Below are 11,165 nucleotides of genomic sequence, written 5' to 3' on the forward strand. Positions count from 1 at the left end.
ACGGCGTGGATCCGGATGGCGCTGCTGGTTCGGAATCCGCGCCTCCGGGCCGATCCCGAACGGGAGGCGCGAATCGCCCCCGCCGGCGCGTCACCACCCAGCCCGCCCCCGGCACCGACCCACACCCCGAGCCCGAGGTCCGGCGGCACAGCGCGGGCGAGAACGACGAACGTCTGCGGCGTGATCGACCACCCCACTGGGGGTGATCGGAGGCGACACGGGGCGGCATCGCTAGGGTTGGCGGCATGAGCGAGCCCTGGCGGTGGCGGACCTGGCCGAACCTGATCACCCTGATCCGGTTCCTGCTGATCCCGACGTTCGTCGTGCTCGCGGTCACCGGCCATCACGGCTGGGCACTCATCACGCTGATCGTGCTCGGCGTCTCGGACTGGGCAGACGGCTTCCTCGCCCGCCGGTTCCATCAGGAGTCGCGGGTCGGCAAAGCGCTCGACCCGGTCGCCGACCGGCTGTCGATCATCGCGATCGTGCTCTCGCTCGTGTTGATCGGGCTGCTGCCGTGGATCGTGGTCGCGATCGTCGTCGTGGTGGATCTCGTCCTCGTGATCATGGCCGCCGCACTCTTCCACGGTGGCCCGGACCTCGACGTGTCCTGGGTGGGGAAGCTCCGCTCCGCGTTGCTCTTCGTCGGACTCCCGGTGCTGCTGTTCTCGGCGACCGCGATCGCGGAGCCACTGCCGTGGATTCGGTCGGTCGCGATCGTGCTCGTCTGGCTCGGAACGGTCGGGCACGTCATCGCCGGGGCGCAATACGCCGTCGGCATGGTGGAGAAGCGCCGGAGGGTGCGCGCCGCGTAGCAGTGACGACGGCGGTGACCGTGTGCGTGTCAGAGCGTCGTGGTCAGGGAAGCCGTGGTCTGGGGTGTCCCGTTCAGGGCATCCTGGTCACAGCTTCGTGGTGCCGGGGATACCCGGCCCTTCCGGTGCATCGGTCGGCGGCGCGGCGTGCGCGCCGGCCCCACTTGCGCGGGCTCCGACGGGTGCACCGTCTGCTTGCGCGCGGAGCAGGTCGCGGATCTCGATGAGCAACTCGACGTCGGTCGGAGGCACGTCCTTCGGCGGCTGCTCGTCGTCCTTCTTGATACGGGCGAAGCTCGCCTTGATCAGGTGGTTCACCGGAAGCACCAGTGCGAAGTACACGACCGCCGCGATGATGATGAAGTTGATCAGGGCGCCAAGAACGGCGCCGAACAGGAGCTTCGCCTGGCCGCCCGACGCGGTGGGGATCGCGACGATGAGCGACTTATTCAGCGCCGAGGCGTTGAAGATCGCGCCGATGAGCGGGTTGATGATGTTCGTCACGATCGCGGTCACGATGGCGGTGAACGCAGCTCCGATCACGACCGCGACCGCAAGGTCGATGACGTTCCCCCGGAGCAGGAATTCGCGGAACCCCTTCATGTGGATCCTTTCGAGCGAGCAGGACGAGCGGACCACCCAGGCTGCACTGCCCTGGACGCGATCACCATAGCCGGATTCCGCGCAGATGCGCGAGGTGCGCGCCGGTCGTGCGGAGGGAGCCGTCCGAATGACGGCGTTGGAGGCGGCTGGAACCGTTACGAGCCGGAGGAGCTTGACGAACCGGCCCCGCTGGTGGCCGGAGCGCTCGACGGCGCCGAACTCGCGCCTCCGGAGCTGGACGATCCAGACCCGCTCGTGCTGCTCGTGCTCGAGCCGTCCGACCCGGTGCCGCCGTTCGACGAGCCCGCGCCCCCGCTCGACGATCCGGACGCGCTGCCCGAGCTGCCGTTCGACGAGCGCGAGTCAGTGCGGTAAAAGCCGGATCCGTTGAAGGTGACGCCGACCGGGCTGAAGACCTTGCGGAGGGTGCCTCCACAGGTGGGGCATTCGGTCAGGGCTGCGTCGGTGAAGGACTGCTTGATGTCGAACGCGGTGCCGCACTCGGTGCAGCGATAGGAGTAGGTGGGCACGTCAGCTCCGGAACGTGAGAATGCGCGTGGGCGTGATGATGCCGTCGACGGGTTGGTCGTGGCGTTCGCGCGGAACCTCGTCGAGGTATTCCGCGTCGAAGATCACAGCATAAACGGGCGGACGCTTGGCCATTGATCCGAGCGTCTTGTCGTAGTAGCCGCGCCCCCAACCCATCCGGATGCCGTGCTGGTCGACCGCGGCGGCCGGGGTGAGGATGACGTCGACGTCGCCGAGGGCGAGTGGGGACAGGACCTCGCCGACGACCTCCGGCATGCCGGCGAGTCCTTGCCGTTCGGTCGCGCCGTCGCCCACGGCCCAGTCGAGCAGGCCGTCCTCACGTGTGATCGGCAGGAGTGTGCGGATCTTGTGCGCGAACGCCCAGTTGAGGAACGGCCGGACGTTCGGCTCGTCGTTCGACGACAGGTACGCGGACATCGAGCGGATGGCGCGCTCTTCGACGAATCGCTCGAGCGTGGCGGTGAGCTGCGCCGTCAGGGTCTCGCGCTCGGTCGACGTGTGATTCCGCCGCCGTTGTCGGAGTTCGGCGCGCAGGGCCCGCTTCGCGTTCCCGGGGTCGGGGATCATGCGTCGATCGTAGTGTGATGCGCGCCGCGGGTCGCTGCGCGCGGATCGGAGCGGCAGGGACTCGCGGAACAGCCGTTTCCGGTAGCGTCGCCGTATGGGTTTTCAGATTTCCAAAGCCGTGATCCCTGCGGCCGGCCTCGGCACTCGATTCCTGCCTGCGACGAAGGCGATGCCGAAGGAGATGCTCCCGGTCGTGGACAAGCCCGCCATCCAATACGTCGTGGAAGAAGCGGTCGACGCGGGCCTGCACGACGTGCTGATGATTACCGGGCGCAATAAGAATGCGCTTGAAAACCATTTCGACCACGTGTCCGAGCTCGAGGAGACCCTGCGCAAGAAGGGTGACCACGACAAGCTCAAGAAGGTCAACCAGTCGACGGACCTCGCCGACATGCACTACGTCCGTCAGGGCGATCCGCTGGGCCTCGGGCATGCGGTGCTCCGCGCGCGGATGCATGTTGGGCGTGAGCCGTTCGCGGTGCTCCTCGGTGACGACATCATCGATGCTCGCGACCCGCTGCTCAAGCGGATGATCGAGGTCCAGGGGGAGCGGAACGCCACGGTCGTCGCACTCCTCGAGGTTCCCGAGTCGCAGACCCACATGTATGGGATCGCGACCGTCGAGCCGACGGATGTCGAGGATGTCGTGAAGATCACGGGTCTCGTCGAGAAGCCCCCGGCGGGGGAAGCCCCGTCGAACCTCGCGATCATCGGCCGGTACGTGATCCGCCCCGAGGTGTTCGACGTGCTCGAGAAGCAGGAGCCCGGGAAGGGCGGCGAGATCCAGCTCACCGACGCGCTCATGAAGATGGCAGGCGCGGAAGAGTGGACCGGCGGGGTGTACGGCGTCGTGTTCCGTGGACGCCGCTACGACACCGGTGACAAACTCGACTACATCAAGGCGATCGTTCAGCTCGCCTCCGACCGCGACGATCTCGGGCCGGACCTCCGGGCCTGGCTGACCGAGTTCGTCGCGGACGAGTAACGCAGCACAAGATCTTCGGGGCGCACGGTCGGATCGCACCCCGATCGTCCGCCCTCCTCGTCAGGGCGCCTCCGGAGGTTCCCATGACAGTCGTCCCGACGCTGACGTATGGGCGGATCACGATCCGCCCATTGCGTCTGCGGGATGCGCGCGATCTCGACTTCGCGCTCACCTCGAACCGGGGATGGCTGCGCACATGGGAGGCAACGAGTCCGTCTGGTCATGCCTCCACCGACGTCCGGGGAAGCATTCGCGCGCTGCAGGCCAACGCGAGGTCCGGGCTCGGGCTGCCATTCGCCATGGAACTCGACGGCCGGTTCGTGGGCCAATTGAACGTCTCGGGCATCACCTATGGGTCGCTCGCGAGCGCATCGATCGGGTATTGGGTGGTGCAGAGCGCGGCCGGTAACAACGTCACTCCGACCGCCGTCGCGCTCGCGGTGGATTACTGCTTTCGAACCGTCGGTATCCACCGGATCGAGATTTGTATTCGCCCCGAGAACGCGCCGTCATTGCGAGTGGTCGAGAAACTCGGGTTCCGATACGAAGGATTGCGGCGCCGCTACATCCACATCAACGGGGACTGGCGCGACCACTTCTGTTTCGCGCTCGTCGCGGAAGAGGTCCGGGAGGGGGTTCTCGACCGCTGGGTGAAGGGCGCAGTGCCGCCCGGTGCCGGTTCCGTCCCGGAGTGGGCGCGGGCCGAGGCTGCGCAACGGATACTCCCGGGCCGCCCGGGCTGATCCTGGCCGGGAATCTTCCCGATCCGGGGGCAACACGCTCCCCGCAATCACCGTCTGTCACTCGCGTCGCCCATACCGTGTTCGCATGGGAATCGGGTCCTGGAGCGGCGGCATCGTTCTGCTGATCGCAGCCGTGCTCTGGGTGGTCTATCTGATGCCCGCGTGGCATGCGCGGCGGCAGTATCTCGCCACCGAACGCAATGCCATTCGCCTCCAGCAGACCCTTCGAATCCTCGCCGAGACCGCAGAGCTGCCGGACGAGGTCCGCGTCGAGCTGAACGCGAAATCGCTCGCCGAGGCTCGACGCGTCGCGGCCAGCGAAGAAGCCCGCCGCCGTGCGATCGTCCGCGCGCAAGAGGCCGCTCGTCAGCGCGAGATCACCCGCCGGTTGGCCGAGCAGGCGCCCGAGCTGGCTCGCGTCTCGGCGGCGCCCGCGCTGAGCACCATTCGGATGCGACGCTCGCGGCTCGGCGCGACCGGACTCGGTGTCATCGGTCTCACGCTCGCCATCGTCACCCTTGTCGCCGCTCCCGGGCTCTGGCTCCTCTGGGTAGCCGGACTGATCGCGCTCGCCGGCTCCACGGTGGTGCTCGCGCAGCTGAGCGCGGTCGCCCGGGCGCGCCGCGCTCGCCAGGTGACGGCGCTGACGGAGGCTCGACGTGCCTCCAGGCCGACGCCGCGCACTCGCGCAACCACCGCGACGGCCGACGACGCAACACGGACTGCGCCCGAGCGCACCGACGCGTCGGCGAGCCGCGCGTGGACCCCGACGCAGCTGCCGAAGCCGATCTACATGACCACACCCGATGTCGTCGCCGAGACCGAGTCGTCGGCGGTCCTTGCCGCACGTCTCCGTGAACGGGTCGCTGCAGCGGCCACGGAGGCTGCCGCTGCCGCGGACGCCGCTGCCGCCGCCGAGCGTGCCGAACGGGCCGCCATGGAGGCTGCAGCCGCGGACCCGACGCTGGCTCGCGTCGTCCGCATGCCAGCCCGCGAGAGCGAAGAGCCCGTCGTGAGTGCGGCGACCGCCGAGCGTGGCGACGTGCCCGGCGCTGGTGCACCGTCGGCGGGTGCTGCGCGGCTCGAGGAGCGGCTCGGCCTTCGCGCTGCCGCGGCGCCGGCGCGTCCCGACAGCACCCCTCTCGGCACCCCGAGCCCCTTCGCAGGCATGGGTGTGATCGACGAAGATGCCTACGAGCGCCCCGACCTGGATGCGGTTCTGCGGCGTCGCCGGCAGCGCGCCGTCTGACCTCCGCCGATTTCGTTCGCCCGGCACCGCGGTGCTAGGGTTGTCAGGCACTTGGGGCTATGGCGCAGTTGGTAGCGCGTCTCGTTCGCAATGAGAAGGTCAGGGGTTCGAATCCCCTTAGCTCCACCACACTCCCGGGTACAGACGCGATCTCGTCGTCAAACATGGGGATCGTTGACCCCGCTCGGTCCGTGTGCGTGTGCTGAGGTAGCCGTAGGCGGCCACGGATTCGCGACGCAATCAATGTCGCGTCGCGTGCAACGCCGAAAATTTGCGCAGCGTTGCAGGGTGACAGCGCCGGCCGCTTGTGCGAAAGAGACGGCCGAGGGCCAGTGCTGGCGTGCACCGATCCTCGGCCGTTTCGCGTCGTTGGGCTCAGACCTGCGAGGCGCTACCGGTTGTCCCAGCTGCTCTGGAACGAAGTTGAGCAGCGCGGGTCCGAGCCGGACTTGTCGAAGATGAACTGGATCTCGCCTCGCGAGGAGTTGCCCGCAGTCCAGAGGTCCAGGGTGTGCCAATTGCCGTCTTGAATCATCCGATCCGGTGACTTGGCGGAGTTTCCGCCGACGAAGAGGTTGATGTTGGCCTTATTGCCGCCCTGCTGCCCGTTGTGCTTTTGGATCCGGTATCGAAGAACGCTTCCGGTGGTCGTCGAACCGTCGGAGGCAGGTGATGACACGCGCAGTTCAGCGGTGCCCGTGAAGTTGCCCGCTGAGCAGGAGACGGTCCGGTCCACGTACCTGGGCGTGGCGCCCGCGGATGTCGTTGACGCGGCGGCGACCGTTCCTGCCCCGAGTACTCCCGCCACCAGTGGAACGAGGGCCGCCGTTGCGAGGGCTGCGCGTACGGCCTTCGGCTTCTGAACCATCAGAACTCCTATCGTATGTGAAATATCGCATACATGATCGCATAGGCGTGGTTGGGAGCAAAATCGGGTCGTCGGTGCACGACGTCTCGCGCTGTGGCGCGGCGGTTTTCGGCGTCCGTGGCGCCATTGCCGGGCCAACCCAACGGCCGCCGGTCTGGAGCGCGGCCGGCTGCTGATTGCGGACGGCCTCGCCTACTGGCAGTCGTACAGCCGGTCCGGCACGAGGTATGCCCCGCTGGCCGCGCCCGTCGATGCCGCGCCGCCGTACGTGCTCGCTGGCACGATCGTGCACGTGGCTCGCACCCACGACTGAATTGCCTTGAGGTTCGCGCTCGCGGTGCTGTTCTTCGATCCGGCACCGGTGAGGAGGACGAACCGGAGTTGATGATGCTGGACGAGGCTGACGATCTGCGCCTTCGTCGGCGACGGCACGCGAGAGGTGTAGCCGCCGATCGGCAGGACGCGCCGTCCGCCATGCATGATGAGCGGCGCCGCGCTGCGCCACGTGTCGGTGGCGAGCGCGCTCGCCATACCCACACTGTGCGCGGATGCGTACGCGAACATCGCCGCCTCCACCGCTGCGGTCCGCGGCCGTGCTCGGTTCGATGCGAGCCCCACGCCGTAGTACGTGTTGGCGGCCTGAATCTCTTCGGCAGCCTGCTTCGGCGCCGGACCCGCGTAGGCGTCGTTCGCCGACCCCGCGTACGCCGGGTCGATCGTGGAGGCCGACCACACCATGGGCGCTAGGAGCGCTCCCACAATCGCCGCGGTGGCAGCGGCTGCCGGCCACTGCCTCCAGTCGCGCAACGGGCGACGACTCGCGCGAGTCAGGAGCAGGATTCCCGCGCCGAACCCGAGCACCGCGACCGGCAGTACCAGCCAGCCGGCGAACGTTCCGTAGTGCGCGATGAGGAAGAGCATCCAGGCGGTCTGCACGATCACCGTGATCGGGAGCGCGAACCGCATCTTCGATGCCGGGTGCTGCGTGTACTGGTACAGGAGCACGACACCGATCGCGGTGAGCGACGCGAGCGGGAACGCCATGCTCGCCAGGTAGGCGGTGTGCGGCAGGCTCATCACACTGAGCACGGCGCCGAACACCACGAACATGGAGCAGCTGAGCAGGACGCCGATCCGCAGCCCCGCGTCATGGCCGAAGGTCGACCAGTGCCGCGCGAGCGCGATGATGCCGAGCACGAGTCCGGCTGCGGCGAGCGGGTAGAACCAGCCGATCTGTGTCGCGTACTGGGGCAGGAACAGCTTCAACGGTGTGTGGCCGATGATCCCGCCGACGAGACCGACGGTGGACGCTGGTCCGGTGGGGTCGCTGCGGAGCGCACCGGGCCACCAGTTCTGCAGGAACCGGTTCACGCCGTTGTATCCGAGGACCATCGTGAACATGCTGTCGTTCGTCGTCCCATCGACGAACGGCCGACGCCCGATCGGGAACCATTGGATGAGCGTCATCCACGAGAACGACGTCGCGATCACCACGATGGCGGCTCCGGCCAGCGCTACCAGCCGGCGACGCATTGACACGGAGGCGACCCACACGTACACGACGGCGAGTGGCGGCAGCAGCAGCCACGCTTGCAGCATCTTCGCCTGAAACCCGAGGCCCACGAACGCGGCCGACAGCAGCAGCGGCCAGATTCGTCCCGAGTCAATCGATCGCTGCCATGCCAGCACCGCAAGGACCGTGAACATGGTCAGCATGCCGTCTTCCATCGGGTGCGAGAACGTGGAGACGAGCAGCGGCGTCAGCGCCATCGAGAGCGCGGCGATCAGGCCGCCGACGTCGCCCATCCAACGGCGGACGATCACGAAGACGGCGACGATTGTCACGAGGCCTTCGAGCATCTGGGGGATCGCGAGCGCCCACGGCGAGAACCCGAACAGTCGTGCTGACACGGCCTGCGGGACGAGGAAGCCGGACAGCTTGTCGAGCGTGATCGTCGCCTGGGGGTCGAACGAGCCGAAGAACAGCGCGCGCCAACTCGTCGACATGCTTTTCACCGCGGTCGCGTAGAAGTCGGAGTAGCCGCTGCTCATGCTGACGAATGTGCAGAGGACCGCCCACGCGGCCAGAACGAGGACCAACGACCACAGCACCCACTGCGGGATATCCCGCAATCGGTCACGAATTGGTAAACGTTGGCGCATCGACGCTCATCTTGGCATCATCCGACCTCCCTGTGCTCAGCGGACGACGCGAACGGGGATGGGCGACTGCGACGACGCTCAGGCGCCGAGAGTCGGTGGCTCTCCGGGTGGAATGGTCGACGAGGGGGCGCGAACGTGCAATGCACCGTCCGGTGCTGGCCCGCCGACGCTGCGAGAACTGCGGAATCCGTGCGGAGCGCGTCCCCTCGTACCGCGCGACAATGGGCGGCGACGGCGTCGATCAGTCGCCCGAGCAGACGCATCGCACACGGCGGAAGGAGTCGACGATGTCGATCGCATTGACCCCCTATTTGGGGTTTCGAGACAACGCCCGTGAGGCGCTCGAGTTCTATCATTCGGTGCTCGGCGGCGAGCTCACCCTCACGACATTCGCCGACGGCGGCATGGAGGTCGGCGAGGGCGAGGGTGCGAAGATCATGCACGGGCAACTCACCGCGACGAACGGACTCATGCTGATGGGAGCCGACACCCCGAGCAGCATGCGGCTCGCCGACGAGAGCAACATCACCGTGTCGCTGAGCGGCGACGACGAAGCGACGCTCACCGGTTACTGGGAACGCCTCAGCGAGGGGGCGACCGTGCTCGACCCGCTGCGCCAGGCGCCCTGGGGCGATCAGTTCGGCATGCTCCGCGACCGGTTCGGCACCGCCTGGCTCGTCAACATCAGCGCCAACCGCGCCGACGATCAGGGATAGCCGAGGAACCAGAGCAGCACGATCGCAACCGGCTGCAGGACGAGCCCAACGGCGAGCCACAGCACGGCACGTCGTCGCGAGCCGACGAAGACGTCGGATCCGAGCGCCGGCGCCATGGGCATTAGCAGTCGCGGCAGACTCTGCTGCGGCAGGAACACGGCGACGAGGTACAGGCCGTAGGCGCACACGAATGCCCACGGGCCGAGGCCGATCCGCCGAACTTCGCGGCGGGCGAAGAACCAGCCCCCCGCCGCAAGGATCGCGAGCACGAGCGCGATCCCGCCCACTCCGAGCCACCGGCCGGCGAACAGGAACCATGGCGCGAACGGATGGAATGACACCCGTCCAACAAACCCCGTCCACCACGACAGTTCCGTGTCGAGGTACGCCGACGGCACTCCCGTGACGGCGCCTGCGATCAGTGGCCACGCCAGGCCGGCGGCCGCCACAACCAGCCCAGCGATGACGACCGCGACGCGGCGGTCCCAGCCGAACCTCGGGCCGCCGCGGGACGCGCGCACCCACCGCACCACCAGCTCGACCGCGAGGGCGACGGCGAGCGCAAGCACACCCGGTCGCGTGAACGCGGCGACCACCCCGAGGGCGGCGACAAGCCAGTACCGCTGTCGCGTCAGCGCCAGGAGCGCCGCGAACACGAGCAGCAGAAACATGCTCTCCGCATAGGACACCTGCAACAGGAACCCCATCGGACCGAACACGAACAGTGCGGTCGCTCGCCGCGCACGGGTGGAGCAACCCGTCGTCGCGACGAGGCGATACAGCATGATCGCGGCTCCGGCCCCGCAGAGCGTCGCGACGATGACACCGGCAAGCCAGAACGACGCGCCGGTCAGCATCACCGCTCGCACGACCGCCGGGAACACGGGGAGGAACGCCCACGGATTGGGGAGCACGGTTCCGGCTGCATCCCGTGGCAGTCGGGTCGGATACCCGTGTTCCGCGATCGTGCGATAGAACGACGCATCCCACGACCCGGAGAACGTCAGGAACGACGGATCACTTCGATGGCTTGCAAACGACCAGCCGGCGGCGGTGGCGATGCCGAACATCAGTGCGAGCAAGGTCGTGCTCACGATGCGGGACGCGACCCAGAGCGTCAGGGGAGCGGCCCAGCGGCTGTGACGGGCCTCCAGTGCGATCCGAACGAACCGGAGGCGCGCGGAGCGTCGACGAGATGGGGTTGCGGTGCTCACGGCTCCAGGATCGCGGCGTCGCGGGTCAGCACCATGAGGTCCATGCGGCCCTGCTGGACGACCTCGCCGCGCTGGTTGCGCAGGGTCACGAGGCGTTCGACGATGCCCGTGCGGCCGGAGCTGGTGCGCCGAGTGGACAGGATCTCGACGGTGCAGGTCACGGTGTCGCCGATGAACACGGGTGCGGTAAACCGCCACGCGTCGATGCCGAGAAGCGCGACCGCCGACCCCTCGAACACGCCGGTGCGTGCGATGAGTCCGAGGCAGAGCGACGCACCGAGCATGCCGTGCACGATGCGCTGACCAAAGCGAGTACCCCTCGCGAATTCCGCGTCGGTATGCACCTGGTTGTTGTCGTTGGTCCACGCCGCGAACGACATGACGTCCGCTTCGGTGATGGTGCGGCCAGGGGTGGTGAACACCTGCCCGGCGTCGAGATCCTCGAGGTAGTGCGGCACTCCGCAAGTCTCGCATGCGGTGCGGCCACGCTTGCGTGATCCCGCACGATGCACCGTGTCCCCCTTGTGGGTGACTTCTCAGGGTGATTACCGTCGCCCCATCGACATCGGTTGTTCCCTCGGGACGATTCGAAGTCGACGCACCGCAGCTCCTCCAGTACCCACTGCAGGTCGTTTCACCCCCGCGCCGCCTCGACGGCGCTGTACCCAACTCGGGCAGCATCCGCCTGCGCTC

12 protein-coding genes, 1 tRNA gene and 1 pseudogene are annotated in these 11,165 nt (G+C 67.8%); 7 read left to right on the forward strand and 7 right to left on the reverse strand.

Annotated features, from left to right (window positions below; genetic code table 11):
- Nucleotides 1-245: 245 nt before the first annotated feature.
- Entirely contained in the window at nucleotides 246-815 is a 570-nt protein-coding gene (locus tag CAM01S_RS00065; protein ID WP_066514284.1) for a CDP-alcohol phosphatidyltransferase family protein, read from the forward strand.
- 87 nt (nucleotides 816-902) lie between these two features.
- Here CAM01S_RS00065 and mscL read toward each other — a convergent pair whose 3' ends face one another.
- Nucleotides 903-1,418: a large conductance mechanosensitive channel protein MscL gene (gene mscL, locus CAM01S_RS00070; protein WP_066514289.1), complete on the reverse strand. Its 516-nt coding sequence runs from the start codon at nucleotides 1,416-1,418 to the stop codon at nucleotides 903-905.
- 192 nt (nucleotides 1,419-1,610) lie between these two features.
- On the opposite strand from mscL, the gene CAM01S_RS15220 reads away from it, so the two are divergent.
- Nucleotides 1,611-1,793, forward strand: coding sequence for a hypothetical protein (locus CAM01S_RS15220; protein ID WP_066514291.1), 183 nt, complete (start codon nucleotides 1,611-1,613; stop codon nucleotides 1,791-1,793).
- 62 nt (nucleotides 1,794-1,855) lie between these two features.
- On the opposite strand, the pseudogene CAM01S_RS15225 reads toward CAM01S_RS15220, so the two are convergent.
- Both CAM01S_RS15225 and CAM01S_RS00080 read right to left on the reverse strand, forming a co-directional pair.
- Nucleotides 1,856-1,948, reverse strand: a pseudogene (locus CAM01S_RS15225) (FmdB family zinc ribbon protein); the annotation flags it as partial.
- A 1-nt stretch (nucleotide 1,949) separates the two neighbouring features.
- Nucleotides 1,950-2,534, reverse strand: coding sequence for a 5-formyltetrahydrofolate cyclo-ligase (locus CAM01S_RS00080; RefSeq protein ID WP_066514293.1), 585 nt, complete (start codon nucleotides 2,532-2,534; stop codon nucleotides 1,950-1,952).
- A gap of 94 nt (nucleotides 2,535-2,628) precedes the next feature.
- Here CAM01S_RS00080 and galU point away from each other — a divergent pair, with 94 nt between their 5' ends.
- From galU to CAM01S_RS00100, 4 genes are all read left to right on the forward strand, one after another.
- A complete protein-coding gene (gene galU / locus CAM01S_RS00085) occupies nucleotides 2,629-3,519 on the forward strand; it encodes a UTP--glucose-1-phosphate uridylyltransferase GalU (RefSeq protein WP_066514298.1) in 891 nt (296 codons plus the stop codon).
- A gap of 83 nt (nucleotides 3,520-3,602) precedes the next feature.
- Nucleotides 3,603-4,262, forward strand: coding sequence for a GNAT family N-acetyltransferase (locus tag CAM01S_RS00090; protein WP_066514305.1), 660 nt, complete (start codon nucleotides 3,603-3,605; stop codon nucleotides 4,260-4,262).
- A gap of 85 nt (nucleotides 4,263-4,347) precedes the next feature.
- A complete protein-coding gene (locus CAM01S_RS00095; RefSeq protein WP_066514307.1) occupies nucleotides 4,348-5,511 on the forward strand; it encodes a hypothetical protein in 1,164 nt (387 codons plus the stop codon).
- 53 nt (nucleotides 5,512-5,564) lie between these two features.
- Nucleotides 5,565-5,640, forward strand: a tRNA-Ala gene (locus CAM01S_RS00100).
- 262 nt (nucleotides 5,641-5,902) lie between these two features.
- On the opposite strand, the gene CAM01S_RS00105 is transcribed toward CAM01S_RS00100, so the two are convergent.
- Together CAM01S_RS00105 and CAM01S_RS00110 are read right to left on the reverse strand one after the other, a co-directional pair.
- Nucleotides 5,903-6,379 (reverse strand): hypothetical protein, encoded by a 477-nt coding sequence (locus CAM01S_RS00105; RefSeq protein ID WP_066514309.1) that lies wholly within the window; start codon nucleotides 6,377-6,379, stop codon nucleotides 5,903-5,905.
- A gap of 192 nt (nucleotides 6,380-6,571) precedes the next feature.
- Complete coding sequence (locus CAM01S_RS00110; protein WP_083527576.1) at nucleotides 6,572-8,542, reverse strand: glycosyltransferase family 39 protein; 1,971 nt, start codon at nucleotides 8,540-8,542, stop codon at nucleotides 6,572-6,574.
- A 287-nt stretch (nucleotides 8,543-8,829) separates the two neighbouring features.
- Between CAM01S_RS00110 and CAM01S_RS00115 the strand changes: the two genes are divergently transcribed.
- Nucleotides 8,830-9,258 carry a VOC family protein gene (locus tag CAM01S_RS00115; RefSeq protein ID WP_066516528.1) on the forward strand — a complete coding sequence of 143 codons (429 nt, stop codon included), beginning with the start codon at nucleotides 8,830-8,832 and terminating at the stop codon, nucleotides 9,256-9,258.
- On the opposite strand, the gene CAM01S_RS00120 is transcribed toward CAM01S_RS00115, so the two are convergent.
- Both CAM01S_RS00120 and CAM01S_RS00125 read right to left on the reverse strand, forming a co-directional pair.
- Entirely contained in the window at nucleotides 9,249-10,472 is a 1,224-nt protein-coding gene (locus CAM01S_RS00120) for a mannosyltransferase family protein (protein WP_245631483.1), read from the reverse strand. The genes CAM01S_RS00115 and CAM01S_RS00120 overlap by 10 nt on opposite strands.
- The gene (locus tag CAM01S_RS00125; protein ID WP_066514315.1) at nucleotides 10,469-10,930 is read right to left on the reverse strand and encodes a MaoC/PaaZ C-terminal domain-containing protein; all 462 of its coding nucleotides are present in this window, start codon (nucleotides 10,928-10,930) and stop codon (nucleotides 10,469-10,471) included. Before CAM01S_RS00125 ends, CAM01S_RS00120 begins: the two co-directional genes overlap by 4 nt.
- Between the last annotated feature and the right edge of the window lie 235 nt (nucleotides 10,931-11,165).

This window comes from Curtobacterium ammoniigenes NBRC 101786 (genome assembly GCF_001571045.1).
Classification (GTDB): Bacteria; Actinomycetota; Actinomycetes; order Actinomycetales; family Microbacteriaceae; genus Curtobacterium; species Curtobacterium ammoniigenes.

What these genes read in the sequence shown, in the direction of transcription:
- CAM01S_RS00065 (WP_066514284.1), top strand. Translation starts at nt 246, where the DNA reads ATGAGCGAGCCCTGGCGGTGGCGGACCTGGCCGAACCTGATCACCCTG.
- CAM01S_RS00080 (WP_066514293.1), bottom strand. Translation starts at nt 2,534, where the DNA reads ATGATCCCCGACCCCGGGAACGCGAAGCGGGCCCTGCGCGCCGAACTC.
- CAM01S_RS00090 (WP_066514305.1), top strand. Translation starts at nt 3,603, where the DNA reads ATGACAGTCGTCCCGACGCTGACGTATGGGCGGATCACGATCCGCCCA.
- CAM01S_RS00115 (WP_066516528.1), top strand. Translation starts at nt 8,830, where the DNA reads ATGTCGATCGCATTGACCCCCTATTTGGGGTTTCGAGACAACGCCCGT.
- CAM01S_RS00105 (WP_066514309.1), bottom strand. Translation starts at nt 6,379, where the DNA reads ATGGTTCAGAAGCCGAAGGCCGTACGCGCAGCCCTCGCAACGGCGGCC.
- CAM01S_RS00110 (WP_083527576.1), bottom strand. Translation starts at nt 8,542, where the DNA reads ATGCGCCAACGTTTACCAATTCGTGACCGATTGCGGGATATCCCGCAG.
- CAM01S_RS00095 (WP_066514307.1), top strand. Translation starts at nt 4,348, where the DNA reads ATGGGAATCGGGTCCTGGAGCGGCGGCATCGTTCTGCTGATCGCAGCC.
- galU (WP_066514298.1), top strand. Translation starts at nt 2,629, where the DNA reads ATGGGTTTTCAGATTTCCAAAGCCGTGATCCCTGCGGCCGGCCTCGGC.
- mscL (WP_066514289.1), bottom strand. Translation starts at nt 1,418, where the DNA reads ATGAAGGGGTTCCGCGAATTCCTGCTCCGGGGGAACGTCATCGACCTT.